Source organism: Erythrobacter sp. W302b (assembly GCF_046452395.1).
Classification (GTDB): domain Bacteria; phylum Pseudomonadota; class Alphaproteobacteria; order Sphingomonadales; family Sphingomonadaceae; genus Erythrobacter.
Genome location: NZ_JBKFDH010000001.1, coordinates 2,328,555 through 2,346,757, shown reverse-complemented (window position 1 = coordinate 2,346,757; position 18,203 = coordinate 2,328,555). Strand labels below are relative to the sequence as shown.

Annotated in this window: 15 protein-coding genes; 3 read left to right on the top strand and 12 right to left on the bottom strand. The window is 64.6% G+C overall.

Going from position 1 to position 18,203, the window contains the following annotated elements; genetic code table 11:
* The first annotated feature begins 128 nt into the window (after positions 1-128).
* Entirely contained in the window at positions 129-1,562 is a 1,434-nt protein-coding gene (locus ACLBKT_RS11125; protein WP_410182984.1) for an NAD-dependent succinate-semialdehyde dehydrogenase, read from the top strand.
* Positions 1,563-1,584: 22 nt separating this feature from the next.
* On the opposite strand, the gene ACLBKT_RS11120 is transcribed toward ACLBKT_RS11125, so the two are convergent.
* The gene (locus ACLBKT_RS11120; RefSeq protein WP_410182983.1) at positions 1,585-2,112 is read right to left on the bottom strand and encodes a nuclear transport factor 2 family protein; all 528 of its coding nucleotides are present in this window, start codon (positions 2,110-2,112) and stop codon (positions 1,585-1,587) included.
* 57 nt (positions 2,113-2,169) lie between these two features.
* On the bottom strand, positions 2,170-4,536 hold the full coding sequence (locus tag ACLBKT_RS11115) for a TonB-dependent receptor (RefSeq protein ID WP_410182982.1): 2,367 nt from the start codon (positions 4,534-4,536) through the stop codon (positions 2,170-2,172).
* 281 nt (positions 4,537-4,817) lie between these two features.
* Between ACLBKT_RS11115 and ACLBKT_RS11110 the strand changes: the two genes are divergently transcribed.
* Positions 4,818-6,311: a carotenoid oxygenase family protein gene (locus ACLBKT_RS11110; RefSeq protein ID WP_410182981.1), complete on the top strand. Its 1,494-nt coding sequence runs from the start codon at positions 4,818-4,820 to the stop codon at positions 6,309-6,311.
* A gap of 71 nt (positions 6,312-6,382) precedes the next feature.
* On the top strand, positions 6,383-7,828 hold the full coding sequence (locus ACLBKT_RS11105; protein WP_410182980.1) for a carotenoid oxygenase family protein: 1,446 nt from the start codon (positions 6,383-6,385) through the stop codon (positions 7,826-7,828).
* A 3-nt stretch (positions 7,829-7,831) separates the two neighbouring features.
* Here ACLBKT_RS11105 and arsH read toward each other — a convergent pair whose 3' ends face one another.
* The 10 genes from arsH to ACLBKT_RS11055 form a co-directional block, all read right to left on the bottom strand.
* Entirely contained in the window at positions 7,832-8,581 is a 750-nt protein-coding gene (arsH, locus tag ACLBKT_RS11100; RefSeq protein ID WP_410182979.1) for an arsenical resistance protein ArsH, read from the bottom strand.
* Positions 8,578-9,633 carry an ACR3 family arsenite efflux transporter gene (gene arsB, locus ACLBKT_RS11095; RefSeq protein ID WP_410182978.1) on the bottom strand — a complete coding sequence of 352 codons (1,056 nt, stop codon included), beginning with the start codon at positions 9,631-9,633 and terminating at the stop codon, positions 8,578-8,580. The genes arsH and arsB overlap by 4 nt, the downstream gene beginning before the upstream one ends.
* Complete coding sequence (locus ACLBKT_RS11090; protein WP_410182977.1) at positions 9,630-10,139, bottom strand: arsenate reductase ArsC; 510 nt, start codon at positions 10,137-10,139, stop codon at positions 9,630-9,632. The genes arsB and ACLBKT_RS11090 overlap by 4 nt, the downstream gene beginning before the upstream one ends.
* Positions 10,140-10,146: 7 nt before the next feature.
* Positions 10,147-10,497, bottom strand: coding sequence for an ArsR/SmtB family transcription factor (locus ACLBKT_RS11085; protein WP_410182976.1), 351 nt, complete (start codon positions 10,495-10,497; stop codon positions 10,147-10,149).
* Between the two features lie 85 nt (positions 10,498-10,582).
* Positions 10,583-11,308, bottom strand: coding sequence for a haloacid dehalogenase type II (locus ACLBKT_RS11080; protein WP_410182975.1), 726 nt, complete (start codon positions 11,306-11,308; stop codon positions 10,583-10,585).
* Between the two features lie 11 nt (positions 11,309-11,319).
* Positions 11,320-13,599 (bottom strand): penicillin acylase family protein, encoded by a 2,280-nt coding sequence (locus ACLBKT_RS11075; protein ID WP_410182974.1) that lies wholly within the window; start codon positions 13,597-13,599, stop codon positions 11,320-11,322.
* 122 nt (positions 13,600-13,721) lie between these two features.
* On the bottom strand, positions 13,722-14,669 hold the full coding sequence (locus ACLBKT_RS11070) for a TorF family putative porin (RefSeq protein WP_410182973.1): 948 nt from the start codon (positions 14,667-14,669) through the stop codon (positions 13,722-13,724).
* Positions 14,670-14,979: 310 nt separating this feature from the next.
* Complete coding sequence (locus tag ACLBKT_RS11065) at positions 14,980-15,945, bottom strand: DUF6733 family protein (RefSeq protein WP_410182972.1); 966 nt, start codon at positions 15,943-15,945, stop codon at positions 14,980-14,982.
* 258 nt (positions 15,946-16,203) lie between these two features.
* Positions 16,204-17,274 (bottom strand): NAD(P)-dependent alcohol dehydrogenase, encoded by a 1,071-nt coding sequence (locus ACLBKT_RS11060; protein WP_410182971.1) that lies wholly within the window; start codon positions 17,272-17,274, stop codon positions 16,204-16,206.
* 116 nt (positions 17,275-17,390) lie between these two features.
* On the bottom strand, positions 17,391-18,185 hold the full coding sequence (locus tag ACLBKT_RS11055; protein WP_410182970.1) for an SDR family oxidoreductase: 795 nt from the start codon (positions 18,183-18,185) through the stop codon (positions 17,391-17,393).
* Positions 18,186-18,203 lie beyond the last annotated feature (18 nt).

The following is an 18,203-nucleotide window of genomic DNA, read 5'->3' as shown; positions in this document are numbered from 1 at the left end:
CCGGGCGTGCAAGCTATCCTCTCTGACAGGTGCCCGCCGGATCGCCTGTGCAAAATGCACAGGTCTCCTGGCTCCGTTCATCGGCTAGGCCGAGGATGATCGCAGTGCCCCAACCAACAGGACCGGCCATGACCCAGGAATATGCTTCGGATCTTGCGCTCTTTATCAATGGCCACTGGCGCAGTGGGGAAGGGCGGGAGACCCTGCGCGTGCTCAACCCGGCGTTCGGGTCAGGCATTGCCGATCTGCCGGTCGCGACTGCGGCTGATCTTGAAGAGGCCCTCGCCGCCGCCGAGCAGGGCTTCAGCGCGTGGCGCATGGTCGATGTCGACACGCGAGCGGCGATCTTGCGCAAGGCGGCGACGCTTATCCGTGAACGTGCCGATACCATCGCGGTGCTGCTCACCACAGAACAGGGCAAGCCGAAGGCCGAAGCGCTGGGCGAGATCATGGGCGCGGCCTCGTTCTTCGACTTCTACGCCGAAGAGGCCAAGCGCGCCTATGGCCGGGTGCTGGTGCGTCCCACCGGTCAGCGGGCGATGGTGCTGAAGCAGCCGGTCGGCCCGGTGGCGGTGTTTACGCCGTGGAATTTCCCCGTTTACATGCTCGCCAAGAAGCTCGCACCCGCTCTGGCGGCGGGCTGTTCGGTGATTGCCAAGCCTGCGGAGGAATGCCCGGCCTCATCCTCGGCGCTGATGCGCTGCCTGCTGGACGCCGGGGTTCCGGCCGATGCGGCGCAGCTGGTGTTCGGCGTGCCCGACATGATCAGCCGTACGCTGATCGCTTCTCCCGTGATCCGCAAGGTCAGCTTCACCGGCTCGGCCGCGGTGGGCAAGCAGTTGATGCGGCTGGCGGCGGACGGGTTGAAACGGATCACGATGGAGCTGGGCGGCCACGCGCCGGTGCTGGTGTTCGACGATGTCGATCTTCCCAAGGTGCTCGATGTGCTGGTCGCGCAGAAGTTTCGCAACGCCGGGCAGGTCTGCGTCGCACCGACACGATTCTATGTGCAGGAGCGGATTTACGAGGCCTTCCTCACCGGCTTTGCCGAGCGGGCGGCGGGGCTCAAGGTCGGCAACGGGCTGGAGGAGGGGGTGCAGATGGGTCCGCTCGCCAACCCGCGCCGCCCGGCGGCGCTCACCAGCCTGATCGGCAATGCGACCGCGCATGGCAGCCGGTTGCTGACGGGCGGTGCGGCCTTTGGTGAGGGGTTCTTCTTCCAGCCGACCCTGCTCGCCGATGTGCCCAACGACGCTGCGATCATGAACACCGAGCCGTTTGGTCCGGTCGCCGTCACCCGGAGCTTTGCCACGCTCGACGCGGCGATTGCCGAAGCCAATCGCGGGCCGTTCGGGCTGGCCGCCTTCGCCTTCACCAATGATCTGCGCACCGCCAATCTGGTGGGTGACGCGCTGGAGGCAGGGATGGTCGGGATCAACAGCTTTGCGATCTCGGTCGCGGATGCGCCGTTTGGCGGGGTGAAGGAATCCGGCTTCGGCAGCGAGGGCGGGCCCGAAGGGCTCGACAGCTACATGGTGGTCAAGGCGATCCACCAGGCCTGACGGCCGACATGCGGCGCCGGGGCTAAGCTGCGCCGATGGCCTGAAAATAGGCGTAGGACAGGTCTTCGCCGTCGGCCCGGCCAAACGCCATCGGGCCGGGATCGGCGCGGTCGAAATTGTCGGTGGAGGGGCCGGTGCGGTTCCAGTCATAGACCGCGTGACGGCGCAGCACCTTCCACACGCCGTCGCGGCGCTCGAAGGTATCGAGGTACCGTCCGGCCGCGACCATGAACAGATCGCCATCCGGGCCGGCCAGCGTGTGGTGGGCGATGAAGTAGCTTTCCCCCACCGCGCGCTCGCCCTCGACCGCGATCAGGCTTTGGCCGATGACGTGCTGGGTCTGCTTCATCGTCGCGAGCAAGGGCATGACCCACGCGACAAATTCTGTCGCGGTGCCGCTGAACAGGCCGTGATCGTCGGTCGCGTCGGGGTGGAACAGGCTGGCCAGCAAGGCCGCATCGCGCCGGTCAATCGCCCGCGCCATGCGGGCCACCAGTTCGGCGCATTCGAGCTTGTCCGCCGCCAGCGCCATTCGGGATTGCGTGTCCATCTGCCGCCTTCCGGTGCGCAAGGCGGGCCCGGACGCGAACGTCCGGGCCGCGTTGCATTAGAACTCGATGCTCAACTCCACGCCGCCTTCGCGGTTGGCGCTGACCACGCCGAAGTAGAACACCCCGGCATCGAGCGTGTTGGTGATGCGGTTGCCCTTGTTGAGCAGATCGCGGCCATAGACGGCGATCCGCAGCCGCTTGAAGCTGTCGCCCGAGTGGATGAACGCGAGCGAGGCATCGAGCGTGGTATGCGCCGCGATGGTATCGCGGTTGCGCCCGGTCGGGTCACGCCGCGGCGAGGTGAAGAAGTCATCGAGGTAGGCAAGGTTGGTGTTGAAGTTGATGCTGTTGCGATCATCCAATGCCTTGTCGTAATCGAGACCGACATTGCCCGTCCATTTCGGCGCCCGCCGGAAATTCGCTACATTGGTGATGTCGACGAATTGGCCGGGGTTGGCGAGATCGGGGATCAGGAAGTCGTCATACTTGGCTGAGAGGTAAGCCCCTGCGGCCCGGAACGTCAGTTCAGGCGTGGCCCTGGCGATCAGTTCGAGCTCGACCCCCTTGGTCTCCGCGCTGGCAGCGTTATCGACGATGGTTTCGGTCCCGCCACCAGCGGCCGGACGGATGATTTCTTCCTGCTTGTCGTTGTACTTCACGATGAAAGCGGCGGCATTGAGCTGAATCTTGCCATCGGCAAATTCGGTCTTGGCGCCCACTTCGAAGCTGTCGACGGTTTCCGGCTCATAGGGTCCGATCGCAGCGGCGGTGGTGGCGCGGCCGTTCCAGCCGCCGGAGCGGAAGCCCCGTGACCAGCTGCCGTAGATCAGCGTATCGTCGGTCGGCTTCCAGTCGAGGATCACGCGCCAGGTCGGATCGCGCCAGGTCTTCTTGCCATCCGCGCTGAACGGCACCGCGAGGGTCTGATTGAGCTCGAACTCCTTGGTTTCGATCGTGTAGCGCCCGCCTGCGGTCAGGCGGATAGTGTCGCTCAGCTTGAAGATCGATTCCGCGAACACCGCGAAAGACCTGAGATCCTGCGCTGCCGTCGCGCTCTGGATCGGCACATTGATCAAGGTCGGTGCGGGTACCGCGGGCGGGAACAACGGCACGGCGAGATAGGCAAGCCCTCCGCGCGTTCCGTTGAACAGGTTCGGCTGGATCGAATAGCTGGTGTTGAGGTAATAGACCCCGGCCACGATATCCATCCAGTCGGTGAGATCGCCGGCGATACGGATTTCCTGGCTGAACTGCTTGTAGTCCTGATCGCGCGCGGCCACGAACAGCGGCACGCCCGCTCCCGGCACCCCGGTATAGGAGACGGGCGGTGTCCCGGTGTTTTCTTCGAGCAGCTGATCGTTGGATTTGCGGAAGCCGGTGATCGCCGTCAGATTGAAATTGCCGAGCTTGGCGTTCATTTCAAGGCTGGTGGCCCAGCCTTCGAAGAAGCTTTCGAACGGGATGCTGGTGTTGGCGAGGCGGAAGTTCTCCGTCGCTTGCCGGACCGCGCCTTGCGTGTCGCAGCCCAGATCGCCAAGGCCGATCGCATTGGTGTAATCGCAAATGTTCCCGCCAGCACCGAAGGGAAGACCGGAGGCGCGGGTCAGGTTGATCGCGGTCGGAAACCTTGAACGGTCCTTGTTATAGGCCACGCTCGCCAGAGCGGTGAAGTCGCCGAGTTCGAGCAGCGCCGTGGCGCTGAGGTTGTAGATGTCGCGACCGTCTTCCCGTTCGTTGGTGTAGCGATTGATCGTCGGCGAATCCGATGTGCGACGCAGGCCCGCCAGCTTGATCGACAGGGCATCGCCGATCTGGGGCAGGTTGAGCACGCCTTCGAGATCGAGCGCGTTGAAGCTGCCGTAGCGCGCTTTGAACTTGCCACCGAGCTCGCCCGTGGGGCGGGTGTGGCGCACGCTGATCGTGCCGCCGATGGTGTTGCGCCCGAACAAGGTGCCCTGCGGCCCGCGCAGTACTTCAATCGACTCCAGATCGTCGAAGTCGATATTGGCACCGGTGTTGGTGCCGAGGAACACGCCGTCGATCACCACGCCGATGGCGGGGTCGAAGGTCTTTTCCAGGTCGGCGAAGCTGATCCCGCGGATTGACGCGCCAAGCGCCTGACCGCTGAAGTTGATGCGGCTCAGCTGCACGTTGGGCAGCAGGCGTTGCAGGCTGTTGACGTCGGTGATGACGACCTGTTCGATCGACTGGGCCGAAACCGCGCTGATCGCAATCGGGGTGTCTTGCAGCGTTTCCGTGCGGAACCGCGCGGTAACGACGATTTCCTTGATCGAATCGTCATCCGGGGCTGCTTCCTGCGCGGCGGTATCCGCCGTCTGCGCAAAAGCCGTGGTCGCTGACAGCGCTGTGCTCAGCAGGGCCGCCCGAAGGAATGTCCGTCGCGCTCTGGTCGTCAATGTCATCCTACTCTCCCCAAGATGAAACTCTCTTGCGCCTTTGTCTTGCAGCGCAGAGCGCGCTGCCGCGGCTTTAATTGCAAGAATTGCATAGTATCACGCCGCCAGCGGCAACTGTCCAAATTGAGCGGGTCACCTTGCTATTCCGCTTGCCGCTACGTTTCGAAGGTTTTGGGCCGACTATTGGGGGCATGCACCTGATATTTCTGGGGGCAGAGGGCGCTGGCAATATTGCTATAACTGCAATGAAATCGACTTAGCGCGTCTTCGAAAAAGAGGCTCCAGCCATGAATGCACCCGGCACAATCCTCCCGCCCAACGGGGCCGATCCTTATGGGCATCCGGGGTTTGACCCGGTGCACACCGAGCTGCGCGGTGTGCCGCTGGCGATCGAGGGGGACTTGCCCCCGGAACTGGACGGCGTGTTCCTGCGCAACGGCACCAATGCGCGCTTTCCCCCGCGCCGCCGCCGCCACATGTTCGACGGCGAGGCGATGCTCCACATGATCGAATTGCGTGGCGGAGAGGCGCGCTATTCCAACACCTATGTCCGCACCCCGCGCTCGGCCTGGATCGAGCAGGCGGGGCGCAACCCCTTCATGGGGATCGCCGATCTGACCAGTGGCGGCAAGGGCGCGCTGGCCGGGCTGATGGTCGAGCGGCTCAAGGTCCGGTTCGGCCTGCTGCCGCGCCTCAGCGCGATCGAAGCGGGCAGCAATGGCACGGCGGTGCTGCACCATGACGACCGGCTGTATTGCTTGCAGGAGACGGCCCTTCCGTTCCGCCTCGATGTGGCGCGCGATGCGCAAGGCTGGCTGACGCTGGACGGGCGCGGCGCGAATGCAACCTTCGGCGGCGCGCTCACCTGTCCCTTCAGTGCCCACCCCAAGACCGATGCGGCGACCGGCACGGTCTATTCGATCGGGCAGGACTTCACGTCAGGCACGACCCATCTGACCCGTCTGGAACCCGGCGGAGCGATCCAGACAAGCACAGTGATGCAGGCCAAGCCCGCCGCCTTCTTCGTGCATGATTACATCCTGACAGAGACGCACATCATCTTCCCCGACAGCTCGCTGCGCTTCAATCCCGGCGGGCTCGCGGGGCCCAATGCCAGCGTGGCGCAGTTCGATGCCAAGCAGCCGCTGCGCTTCGGCGTGATCGCGCGCGATCACCGCGACGGCGATCCGGTGCGCTGGTTCGAGACCGCCTTGCCCGGTCATATCTGGCACATCGCCAATGGCTGGGAAGCGGACGGCGCGCTGCATGTCTACGCTCCGGTGTTCCGCGACTATCCGCCGTTCATGCCGATCCACACCCCGGCCGAGCCCCACACGCAATTCGTCCACTGGCGGCTTGATCTGGGGAGCGGCGACGTGACCGAGCGTGTGCTGCTCGATCACCATTACGAACGCCCCGGCATCGATTGGCGCCACCACGGCACGCCGGCGCGCTACACCTGGCTGCTCGATGAAGCGGGCGGCGTGATGGGGCAGGGCGTGCTCAAGTACGACCTCTTCGAGGAGCGCGAGGCCGGGTATCTCGATTACGACTGGCTGCTCGGCGGCGAGCCCGTCTTCGTGCCGCGCGGAGAGGGCAAGGGCGAGGATGAAGGCTGGCTGGTCGATCTCCTCGCCGATGGCACGCGCGCGGTGCTGATCGTCGCCGACGCCGCGACCATGACCGAGCAATGCCGCATCCCGCTGCCGCAGCCTGTGCCATTCGGGGTCCACGCCCTGTGGCTGGACCGCGCCGCGACCGATGCCCTCATCACGGGGTGAGTTGCCCCTCATAATGCTAGCAGAAGGCTGCCCCTCGCTGTGGCAGCTTCCCCCAAACCGGAGCAGGAACCATGACTCAGCCGTTCTTCAACCACCCCTATCTGTCGGGCCATCACGAGCCGGTGCGGTTTGAAGCGACCGCGCCCGATTTGATTGTCGATGGTGATCTCCCGGCGGATCTTGCCGGTGTGTTCTACCGCAACGGGCCGGAGCCGCTCTATCCCACGCGTGAAGGGGATTATCACTGGTTTGACGGCGACGGCATGGTTTACGCGATGCACTTTCAGGACGGGCGCGTCAGCTTGCGCAACCGCTGGGTGCGCACCGAGAAGTTCGAACTGGAGAAGGCCGCGGGTCGCCGGTTGTTCGGCATGTTCGGCAATCCGATGACCTCCGACCCCTCCGTGCAGGGCAAGCATTACAACACCGGCAACACCAACATCATTCTGCACGGCGGCAAGCTGCTCGCGTTGATGGAAGGTTCGCAGCCGGTGGCGCTGGACCCGTTCGAGCTGACCACGCTGGGCGTGCATGATTACGACGGCACTATCGCCTCAACCTTCTCGGCCCACCCCAAGATCGATTACGCCACCGGCGAGCTGGTCAATATCGGGGCGAACATCAATGGCTGGACGGGCGAAGCTGCGCTGCAATACACCATCACCACCGCCGAGGGGGTGGTGCGCCATGCGGTGACGATCCCGATCCCGCACTTCGCGCTGATCCACACCTTCTTCCTGACCGAAAACTGGGTGGTGATCCCGGTGGTGCCGCTCGACACGGATATCCAGCGCGGGATGCGCGGCGGGCCGATGACGGCGTGGAACACCGGCCGTCCGACCAAGCTCGCGATCCTTCCGCGCGAAGGCACCGCCCATGACGTGCGCTGGTTCGAATTCGACCCGCGCCACATGTTCCACGAATGCAATGCCTGGGAGGAAAACGGCCAGATCATCGCCGATGTCGCCGCCGCCAACGGCACGGCGCTGTTCCCCGATCAGGATGGCAACTGGCTGACCCATGCCGAAACCACGATGTCGCTGCGCCGCTGGACCATCGACATTGCCGGGGCGAGCATGAAGGAGGAAATCCTCAACGATCGCGACATCCAGTTCCCGCGTCCCGACGACCGGATGATGGCGCGCAAGACCCGCCATGCCTATGGCAATATGAACCTCTATTCGGTTGATGGCCGGGTCGACGGGATGGACGCCGTCCTGCATTTCGACACGGCGAGCGGCAAAGAGGATTTCTACCACTTCGGGCCCGGCTCGGCCGCAGGCGAGCTGGTCGTCGCCCCGCGCGTCGGCGCGACGCATGAGTCCGATGGCTATGCGATGACGCTGGTACACCGCGCCAATTCGCCGACCAGCGAACTCGCGATCTTCGCTGCCACCGATATTGCCGCCGGGCCGATTGCAACCGTGCGCATCCCGTTCCGGGTGCCGTCGGGCTTCCATTGCAATTACTATTCGGCGGACAATCCGTTTTACAAAGCCGTGGCGAACGCGGCGTAGCGGTCAGGCCGTGGCAATCCCGGCCGCATCGGCCGGGGTTGCGACCGGCGTGCCTTGATCCTTGCGCTCGGAATAGCGATCCACCAACTGCGCGGCATGGGGCCGCAGCAGGACGGTGAAGCGCACCAGTTCTTCCACCACGTCGACGATCCGGTCGTAATAGCTCGACGGTTTCATCCGCCCCGCCTCGTCAAATTCCAGATAGGCCTTGGCGACCGAGGACTGGTTGGGGATGGTGAACATCCGCATCCAGCGCCCGAGGATGCGCAGGGTGTTGACGCTGTTGAAGCTCTGCGATCCGGCGCAGACCTGCATCACCGCCAGCGTGCGCCCCTGTGTCGGGCGCAGGCCCTGATAGGCGAGCGGCAGGTGGTCGATCTGGGTCTTCATGATCCCGGTGATCTGGCCGTGGCGTTCGGGGCTGCACCAGACTTGCCCTTCGGACCACAGCGAATGTTCGCGCAATTCGCGCACCGCCGGATGATCGTCGCCCGCGATGGCATCCGGCATCGGTAGATCGCGCGGATCGAAGATACGGGTCTCGCACCCGTAGAATTGCAGCAGTCGCGCCGCCTCCTCCACCACGAGCCGCGAGAAGGAGCGTTCGCGCAGCGAGCCGTAGAGCAGCAGGATGCGCGGCGGCGGATCAAGCGGGCCAAGACCCAGCGCCGGGCGGCGATGCGCAAATTCCGGCTTCAGCGCCGGCAGATGCGCGGGATCGGGCAAGGGTCTGAGCCACTGATATTCGGTCATGCTGGGGTTCCCGGAAAGCGTGCACGGGTGCGGTTGGCGAAGGCGACCAGCGAGAGCATCACCGGCACTTCGACCAGCACGCCCACCACCGTCGCCAGCGCCGCGCCGCTCGAAAGGCCGAACAGCCCGATGGCGACCGCGACGGCGAGCTCGAAGAAATTGGACGTGCCGATCAAGGCGCAGGGCGCCGCGATATTGTGCGGCACCTTCCATACAAAGGCCCAGGCATAGGCGATTGCGAAGATGCCATAGGACTGGATCAGGATCGGGATCGCGATCAGCACGATCAACAGCGGATTGGCAACAATCGTGCCCGCCTGGAAGGCGAACAACAGCACCACGGTTGCCAGCAGGCCGATCACCGACCACGGCTTCAGTCTGGCCGTAAAGGCCTCAACCGCCGCTTCGTCGCCGCCATGCGCCGCAATAACGCGGCTGCGGGTCAAGGCGCCAGCGACGAGCGGGATCACCACATAGAGCGCCACCGACAGCAGCAGCGTCTCCCACGGCACGGCGATATCGGTCACCCCGAGCAGCAGCGCCACGATCGGCGCAAAGGCGATGATCATGACGAGATCGTTCACCGACACCTGCACCAGCGTATAGGCGGGATCGCCCCGCGTCATCTGCGCCCAAACGAAGACCATCGCGGTGCAGGGCGCAGCGCCCAGCAGGATCAGCCCGGCGATGTATTCCTGCGCATCGCCGCGCGGCAGGATCCCGGCATAGAGATAATCGAAGAACATCACTGCGAGCGCCGCCATGGTGAAGGGCTTGACCAGCCAATTGATCACCAGCGTGATGACCAGACCCTTGGGCTTGCGGCCAATATCGCGAATGCTGCCGAAATCGACCCCGACCATCATCGGGAAAATCATCGCCCAGATCAGCACCGCGACCACCAGATTGACCGAGGCATATTCGAGCCCGGCAAGGATGCCGACCGTGTCTGGCGCCACCATGCCCAAGCCAAGCCCCGCGAGAATGGCGAGCAGCACCCAGACCGAAAGGTAACGCTCGAACAGGCCGAGCGGGGCTGCGGTTTCAGTCACGCAGCGGCCCCTTCCAGCGCGCCAATTTCGGCAAGCGCAGCCTGCAACGCGGGTGTGCTGAGCGCAGCTCTGTCGAGCGCAAGGAAGGCCCGCACCCGTAGTTCCAGCAAGCGCCACGTTTCCTCAAAGGCGGCATCCACTTCGGCTTCGGTGCCGGTCACGTCAGCCGGATCGGGCAGGCCCCAATGGGCTTTGAGCGGGCTGCCGAGAAAAACCGGACAGGTCTCGCCCGCGGCATTGCCGCACACGGTGATCGCCAGATCGATCCTCGGCGCGGCGGGGGCGGTGAACTCGTCCCAGCTTTTCGACCGGAAGGCGGCGGTGTCGATCCCGCGCCGCGCGAGCAGTCTGAGCGCGCCCGGATGCGGCACGCCCTTGGGCTTGCTCCCGGCGCTGAAGGCCTGCACCCGGCCTTGACCGAGATGGTTAAACAGGGCTTCGCCGAGGATCGAGCGGGCCGAATTGCCGGTGCACAACACCAGCACAGTGAAAGGGGTGTCGGTCATGGAGCCCTCAGCCATGGGGTTCGCAGGTCAGTCCGGCCATCAAGTCGGAGCACATTTCGGGCGCGCCCTGGCAGCAGTCCTGCATCAGGAACGTGAGCAGGCGGCGCATGCCGGGATAGTCGGCGCGGTAATGGATCAGGCGGCTTTCACGCTCGGACTGCACCAGCCCGGCGCGTTCGAGGGTCGCCAGATGGTGCGACATGGTCGAGGGCGGCACGCCCTGATGTTCGGCAATGGCGCCGGCGATCATGCCGTCGGGGCCAGCCTTGACCAGCATCCGAAACACCGCGAGCCGCGTTTCATGGGCGAGCGCGCCCAGAGCATCCACCGCCCAGACCTGCGTGCCAAGATCGTCCATCGCACCACCTTTCGAGAATGATCGAAATAACGTGGGGCGCGCCCGAGTCAATCGTCATTTCGAAAATCGTCGAATTAACGGCGGTTCAGCAGCCCAGCTGATCGGCAAGGTCGGTCAGGCTCGTCGCGGACCATTCCCAGGTCTGGATGTAAGCGGCGTCGGGTGCGGGCGCGCCGCCATATTCGTCCGGGCGGTCGACATAGGCGGTCAGCAAGCCGCAGGCGCGGGCCGCGGCCAGATCGCCGTGGTGCGCCGCGACGAGGCTCAGCTCGCCCGGCGCAATGCCCAGCAATTCGGCGGTGCGCAGGTAGGCTCTTGGGTCCGGCTTGTAAAAGCCGCTGACCTCCGCGCCAAGGATCGCGTCCCATGGCAAGCCACCATGCCGCGCCATCGCCACCAGCAGTGCAACATTGCCGTTCGATAGCGTGACAATCGGAAACCGCGTCTTGAGCCGGCTCAGCCCCGCCACCGCGTCGGGCCACGGGTCGAGCCGATGCCACGCCCGGTTCCAGTCGGCCAGCAGCGCCGCGTCGACCTGTCCGGGATCCACGCTCCAGTCGCGCAAGGTCGCCTCAAGCATCTCGCGGTGCAGCACGTCGAGCGGGACGAAGGCCCGGCCCGATTTCTTCATCCCGATCATCGCCGCGATGTATTGTCGGCGCCAGGCATCGGCGAAGGCCGCGGCGGTGCCGGGGTCCTGCCCCACCCGCTCCAGAAAACCAGCAGATTCGCGCGCGACGCTCGTGCGCCAGTCGACCACCGTGCCGAACACATCAAAGGCGAGTGCTTTGGGCAGGGTGGGTTCTGGCATAGCGGCGCGGCTTACTCGGCGATGCGCTTCGGCTTGCTGATCGCGGCGGCGGCGATCTCGGCCTTGGCGAAGGGCAGGCGATGCCACTGCTTGGCGGCATAGGCGCGAGTCTGGTCGGCGGCGTGGGGGGAGGCGGGGTTGGTCGATTGCGAATAGCTCAGGATCGCATCGGCCACCGGGCCCTTGTCGTCGAAACCGACAATCTGGATATAGCTCGTTCCATGCACCGGCATCAGCCCGCCATAGGGGGCGGGGCGGGATTCCTGCATGTTGAGAATGCCGAGCGTGCCGGGCCCGCCGTGGATCGCGATGGCATCATTGCCCGCCATGACCCGCTGCACCTCGCCCCACGGCGCATCGAGCGGGATGCCGGCCTTTTCGAGTTCCTCGACCGCTTCGCCGAGGGCTGCGAGCAGCTTGTCGCCCTTGGCCCCGTCGGTCGCGATATCGCGCGGGGTGTTCACTGGATCGGCAGGATCAAACGGCACCGCCCACAGGCCGGGCAGGCGAGCCACCTTGGGCCAGAAGGCGCGGAACAGCGCCGCACCGCGGCTGTCCGCCTCGAAGCGGCGGTCCCAGCGGTCCAGCACCGAACAGCCGAGCCCGGTCGTCTGCGGCAGGATCACCGCGCTGGCGCACAGCTTGATGATCGGCGCGACCGCCAAATCGGCAGCGAGGCTCTTGTTCGCAAAGGCGTGGGCTTGCGCGCGGGCATGATCCACCTTGCCGCCCGCCAGCAGCGCCGCCGTTTCGGTGAAGTTCGAACGGGTGCGAAGGCTACGCGCGGTGCCGTATTCGCCGAGGATCGGCGACAGCTGGCGATGCGGCATCGCCGGGTTGCTGATCCAGTAGGAATCATTCGAATTGGTGAGGTAGCTGCGCACAATCGTGGCCGCCTGATCACTCGCGGGCAACAGGCCGGGGGTGGGCGTGCCCGCCGCCACGTCCCAATCACAGGCCGCGCGGGTCCCATCGAGCAGCACGGCGAGTTCGGCAAACAGCCCCGAAATCGGCGTCGAGCAGGTCTTGATCTTCTCGGCCGAGACATTCGGCACCGCGGTCACATCGGCGTGAAGCGCATCGCCGTAACGGTCAGACGCGATGGTGTTGACCCACGGAATGCCGAGCGTTTCGGTCACCGCAGCCTTCACTTCGCCGACATTCTTGGCTTCGCCAATGCGCAGCCAGGTTTCGATTCCGCGCTGGTTGCTGCGATTGGCATCGCGCACGGCAAAGGCCGTCGCCGCGCTCCAGGTGACGCCGCGCGCGGGGATCACGAAGACCGGGCCGAAGCGGGTGTTGTATAGCGTCCGGGTGACGGCGGGGGTGCCTTCGGGCATCGGCACGGTGACGGTCTGGCGCGTCATCGGCGTGCTGGTCCCATCGACCATGTAGCGGGTCGGGTCCGCCGGATCGAGCGTCAGCTGGAACAGCGTGAAATGCTTGGCCTGTGTCACGGTATGGGTCCAGGCGACATCCTTGTTGAAGCCCAGCGTCGGCAGCGGTGTGCCCGCCAGGCCGACGCCCATCACGTCATAGCCGTCCGGCCCGGTCACATGCATCTGCCAGAAGCGGCTGGGGCCTTTCCACGGGAAGTGCGGATTGCCGATCAGCAGCCCGCGCCCGTCCGCGGTCACATCCCCGCCAAAGGCCCAGCCGTTGCTGCCGATGCCCAGTTCGTCAGGCTTGGGCATATTGATTGAAACCTTGGGGGCAGGGCTGCCGGGAGGTGCCGCATTGGCGATCGCAGGCGCGAGGTTCAGAGAGCTCGCCAGCAGCATCTGCTTTTCATTCAGCCGCAGCATATCGTCGCGGGTGATCGGTCGGACCCACGCCTTGCCGCGGCATTCGGCCGGGATGCCCTCAGCCCCCGCATCCTTGAGGAAGCGGTTGTAGCCCGCGACATAACCATCCAGCAGGCCGATGACGCGCGGGGTCAGCGACTTGGCCCCCTCACGCAGCGTCGGCAGATCGATAATCGCGCGGAAGAACACGTCAGACGAAAGGTTGTCGACCTGCTCGAACCCGAGCGTGGCGGTGGCTTGCGGCCCGAAATGGAGCGAGCGTTCGCCCGCCACGGTGGCGAATTCCTCGGCCAGCAAGCACAGATTGTCCTCGGCATAGGCATAGGCGACGCCGTAGCCGACACCGCGCCAGTCGCGCGCCTCGATATGGGGTATGCCGTAGGTGGTGCGGGTGATGGTCGCTTCGTAGCGCTTGCCCGCCAGAGCCTCGCTCGCCGGAACTGCCAGAAGGGCGGCCGTCGTCGCCGCCAAAATCGCCTTGCGCATCGTCAATCCTCTCGCTCGCCCGTTATCGGGTCTCGTCGAGCAACCTATCGGCAAGGGGCTGCGCAAAGTAAAGGGGCGCCCCGCCGCGATGGCAGAGCGCCCTTTGTGTCATGCCGATGCGATCAGAACGAAGCGGTGACCGAGAACACCACGGTCGCGTCCGAGATCGAATTGCCCGCCAGCGTGGCGAAGTTCGGGCGGATAAGATTGGCTTCAGCCTCGGTGATGTCGGTATCGACATAGGCCACCGACAGCGTCAGGCCCGAAATCGGCACGATGTCCGCGCCAATCAGCCAGTCGAGATAGGTGCCGGTCGGGGCGACGCTGGTGCCGTTGGGGCCGAGGCCGGGGTTACCGTCCGAATAGCCGATGTGCGCCTTCAGCGTGATCGGGGCGCCGCTGACGCCATAGGTCGCGTCGCCCGAAAGGTAGAGGTTGTCTTCCTTGTCGCCCGGGTTGGGCGGACCGCCGACCGGGAAGGCATTGCCCAGCGCTTCTTGCGACGGGGCATAGGCGACCCCGGCGGTCAGCCCGATCGGACCGACGCTGCCGGAAAGCTTGGCATAGAGTTCGGCAAAGTCGGTGGTGTCAGCGCCCGAGGGGTACATGTACCAGGTGCCGCCAAGGTCCAGCGTGCCTTCGCCGACAGGCAGCTTGTAGCCCGCATAGATATCGAGCTCCATATTGGCGCCGCCGAAGGTGCCCCAGCCCGCGAGGTTCGAGCCCCAGGTGCCGACATAGAAGCCGCTTGAATGCGAAATGGTGAAGCCGCCCTGCACGGCCATGCCTTCATCCGACTGCGACACGCCGCGGAAGCGGTAGTCGCTGGTGAGGGTGGCCGAGCCCGAAATGGTGATGGCGGACTCTTCGTCCTGCCCCGTCGCGGTGGCAAGGTCGATGGGTTCGATAGCGCGCGAAGCAACGGCGGCCGGATCGGCTTCGATCACGGCGATTTCGGTTTCATCAGCCGGGCCAGCAAGAGCGGCTTGCGTTTCACCTGCAAAGGCAGGGGTGGCAAAGCAGGCGATGAGAGCAACGGCCGAAGCAGCCGAGGCAAAACGAATGGACATAAGGAACGCTCCATAGAGAGGTTTGGATCGTTCCACCTGCGGGCCGTGCAGGAGATTTTATCCGATGAATCGGGTTCCCGTCACGTCCGCGTCATATTCCCCCAACCGGCCATCGCGCACAAAGGTTATGTGAGATGGGGGTTTCACATTATCTTCTTGCGTGTCTTTCCTGCCACAGTTTGCAGATAGATATATTCGTATCTCATCAGCCGAATCGATACGTCATGTCGCCACCTGTCGTCAGAGCAAAAAAGAGGCGTTGCGACCATTTGCCGTCGCAACGCCCCTCGGATGTCTGGTTGTCAGAAGATCAGAACGACATGCCGACCGCCAGCTTGTAAAAATCGCCGTCGCCACCTTCCTCGATATCGGCCCCGGCGGTGAAGCGGGCGAAGAAGCCCTTGCTCAGCGAGAACTGCACATAGGGCCCGAGCCATTGGTAGACGACCGCGGTGCTGCCGCCCGGGAAGGTGTTGCGGGTGTTGCTGAGCAATTCGTAATGCGCGCCGGCCGAGACGTTGCTGGTGAACTTGTAACCGGCATTGACCCAGGTGTGCAGGAAGTCGAGCGCGGCGTTCTCGTTGCGGTTGCGCAGCGCGGCGTAGTAGCCACCGTAATATTCGGCCTCGAATGTGTCGTCCGAATAGTTGATCGTCAGGCTCGGGACGATGCCGTCGGCGAAATTGCCGCCGGTGCCGGTCGGATCGCCGTCTTCGTCGACCACGCCCCCTGAAAGCAGCGCACCGTTGGTGAGGCCGACCTGCGGTTTGATCTGGAGCTTGCCGTCGGCAAGGATGAAGTTCGCGCCAATGCCGAACTCGGTCCACAGGTCGGAGCCGAGGCCGGTGCCGAAGGCGTCGGTGGTCCACATGATGCCGTAGAAGCTGAGATCGACATTCTCGCCAACCGGGATCAGCCCGTTGAAGGTGGGGTAGAAGCCGAAGAACGCGTCCTGGTTCAGCACCACGCTGAAGCGCTCGCTGCGCGGGGCGGGCGTGCCTTGCGCTGCAGCTGCGGCGGCGGCGATGGCGGCGCTCGACACGGCGATGTCGCCATTGCCGGTGCCGACGGGAATGGCGGGCGTAGCGGGCGCGGCAGCGGCGGCCAGATCAAAGCTGGCGATCTCGTCCTCGGTGCTCTTGCCAGCGGTGGTGACAACGACCGTGGCCGCTGCGGCATCAACGGCCACGCTGTCCGGACCTTGCGCGAAAGCCGGTGCCGACAGGGCAGACGCCAAGGTCAGTGCCGAGACGGCGCAAGCAAAACGAACTGTCATAAGGAACGCTCCTGATTGAGAGGTGGGATCGTTCCGCCTGCGTGCTGCGCTTTAGCCTTCTTTTGTTACGAACGTGCCTCGTCCGCAGCAAGAAATCCCAATAGCTATTAGGATCAGCCGCACAATTCGCATCGTTATGTCACTTGTCAGTTTGTCATTGCTGTGTTGCAACATTGAAACAAATTACAATTCTATATTTTTATCTTATTCACGCATTAAAGTATTCATTGCTTCAACACTCTGCATATTCAAGAATCATCAAGCAGCGCGCAGGCTCTCCATGTCGATGACGAAGCGGTACTTGATGTCGCTGGCCTCCATCCGGTCGTAGGCGGTCTGGATGTCCTGCATCGCGATCACTTCGATATCGGGCAGGATGTTATGCGCGGCGCAGAAATCGAGCATCTCCTGCGTCTCGGCCAGCCCGCCGATCCCGCTGCCGGTGAGCACCTTGCGGCCCAGCAGCACCCCGGTGTGAAGTTCGGGCATCATCCCGATCAGCCCGACCAGCACCTGCACCCCGTCAATCCTGAGCAGGTGGAGGTAAGGCACCACATCATGGCGCACCGGGATGGTGTTGAGCACCATGTCGAAATAGCCGCGCTTGGCCTTCATCGCGGCGGCATCGTCGGTGTTGAGGAAGGCATGGGCGCCGAGCTTTTCGGCATCGGCGCGCTTGCTCTCGGAACGGCTGAGCACGGTGACTTCCGCGCCCATCGCGGCGGCCAGCTTCACACCCATATGCCCCAGACCGCCGAGCCCCGCGACCGCGACCTTGCTGCCCGGCCCGACCTTCCATGTGCGCAGCGGCGAGTATGAGGTGATCCCGGCGCACAGCAGCGGCGCGGCTTCGGCCATCGGCATCCCCTCGGGCACCTTCAGCACAAATTCCTCGCGGCACACGATCCGTTCGGAATAGCCGCCGAAGGTGAGGCTGCCGTCGCGCCGGTCCGTGCCATTATAGGTGCCGGTCATCCCGCCATCGAGGCAGTATTGTTCGAAATCGGCATCACAATGCGAACACGCCATGCACGAATCGACCATGCAGCCAATCGCCACCCGGTCCCCGACCTTGTGGCGGGTGACGCCGCTCCCGACCGCGCTGACCGTGCCGACGATCTCGTGACCTGGCACGATCGGATAGGTGGTGAAGCCCCAATCATTGCGCGCCGAGTGCAGATCGGAATGGCAGATGCCGCAATGGCTGATCTCGATCAGCACGTCATCGTCGCGCAGGCCCCGCCGGGTGATCTGCATCGGCCGGACCCCGCTATCGGGCGCGGTCGCTCCATAGGCCTTGGTGGGGTATTCGTTGGTCTGGGTAGCCATTTTGCGTTTCTCCTCGTCATTGCGAGCGGAGCGAAGCAATCCAGAGCGGATTGCGAGACGCTCTGGATTGCCACGTCGCCTGCGGCTCCTCGCAATGACGACGCGGAAAAAGCACCTTACTTCGGCGGCATCCGGATCGCCCCATCCAGCCGGAACTGGTGGCCGTTGATGTAGCTGTTGCGGGCGATCTCCAGCACCAGCGAGGCAAATTCTTCCGGTTCGCCAAGGCGTTTGGGGAAGGGGACAGAGGCGTTCAATTGCGCCCACATCGGCGGGTTGCGGTCCTTCATCCCCAGCATCAGCGGGGTGGCGAAGATGCCGGGCATGACCGAATTCACCCGGATGCCCATGTCCATCAGGTCGCGCGCCATCGGCAGCACCAGCCCGTTCACCCCGGCCTTGCAGGAGCCGTAGATCACCTGCCCGATCTGCCCGTCCTGCGCCGCGACGCTGGCGGTGAGGATGATCGCGCCGCGCTCGCCATCCTCATTCACCGGATCGGCATTGGCCATGCCCAGCGCCGAGATGCTGGCGACGCGGTAAGAGGCGACGAGGATGCCCTCGGCACCGAAGGCATAATCCTCGGTGGAGAGACGCTTGTACTGGCCGCTTTCCTTGTCCCAGCCCAGCGTCTTGCCGCGCCGGCTGGCCATGGCGCAATGGAGCGTCACGCGCTCCTGCCCGTGGGCGGCGCGGGCGGCGGCGAAACCGGCCTCCACCGAGGCCTCGTCCATGATGTCGACATGGTGGAACGTCCCGCCGATGTCGCGCGCATGGGCCTCTCCCGCTTCGTCGTTGATGTCGAAGATGGCGACCTTCATGCCCGCATCGGCAAAGGCCTTCGCGCTGGCCTTGCCCAGACCGCTCGCGCCGCCGGTGACCACCGCGGCCATACCCGGTTCGATTTTCATGGGTTTCCTCTCCTGTGC

Excerpts from the sequence above, each read along its gene's own strand:
- ACLBKT_RS11125 (WP_410182984.1), top strand. The coding sequence starts at position 129 with ATGACCCAGGAATATGCTTCGGATCTTGCGCTCTTTATCAATGGCCAC.
- ACLBKT_RS11120 (WP_410182983.1), bottom strand. The coding sequence starts at position 2,112 with ATGGACACGCAATCCCGAATGGCGCTGGCGGCGGACAAGCTCGAATGC.
- ACLBKT_RS11115 (WP_410182982.1), bottom strand. The coding sequence starts at position 4,536 with ATGACATTGACGACCAGAGCGCGACGGACATTCCTTCGGGCGGCCCTG.
- ACLBKT_RS11110 (WP_410182981.1), top strand. The coding sequence starts at position 4,818 with ATGAATGCACCCGGCACAATCCTCCCGCCCAACGGGGCCGATCCTTAT.
- ACLBKT_RS11105 (WP_410182980.1), top strand. The coding sequence starts at position 6,383 with ATGACTCAGCCGTTCTTCAACCACCCCTATCTGTCGGGCCATCACGAG.
- arsH (WP_410182979.1), bottom strand. The coding sequence starts at position 8,581 with ATGACCGAATATCAGTGGCTCAGACCCTTGCCCGATCCCGCGCATCTG.
- ACLBKT_RS11090 (WP_410182977.1), bottom strand. The coding sequence starts at position 10,139 with ATGACCGACACCCCTTTCACTGTGCTGGTGTTGTGCACCGGCAATTCG.
- ACLBKT_RS11085 (WP_410182976.1), bottom strand. The coding sequence starts at position 10,497 with ATGGACGATCTTGGCACGCAGGTCTGGGCGGTGGATGCTCTGGGCGCG.
- ACLBKT_RS11080 (WP_410182975.1), bottom strand. The coding sequence starts at position 11,308 with ATGCCAGAACCCACCCTGCCCAAAGCACTCGCCTTTGATGTGTTCGGC.
- ACLBKT_RS11075 (WP_410182974.1), bottom strand. The coding sequence starts at position 13,599 with ATGCGCAAGGCGATTTTGGCGGCGACGACGGCCGCCCTTCTGGCAGTT.
- ACLBKT_RS11070 (WP_410182973.1), bottom strand. The coding sequence starts at position 14,669 with ATGTCCATTCGTTTTGCCTCGGCTGCTTCGGCCGTTGCTCTCATCGCC.
- ACLBKT_RS11065 (WP_410182972.1), bottom strand. The coding sequence starts at position 15,945 with ATGACAGTTCGTTTTGCTTGCGCCGTCTCGGCACTGACCTTGGCGTCT.
- ACLBKT_RS11060 (WP_410182971.1), bottom strand. The coding sequence starts at position 17,274 with ATGGCTACCCAGACCAACGAATACCCCACCAAGGCCTATGGAGCGACC.
- ACLBKT_RS11055 (WP_410182970.1), bottom strand. The coding sequence starts at position 18,185 with ATGAAAATCGAACCGGGTATGGCCGCGGTGGTCACCGGCGGCGCGAGC.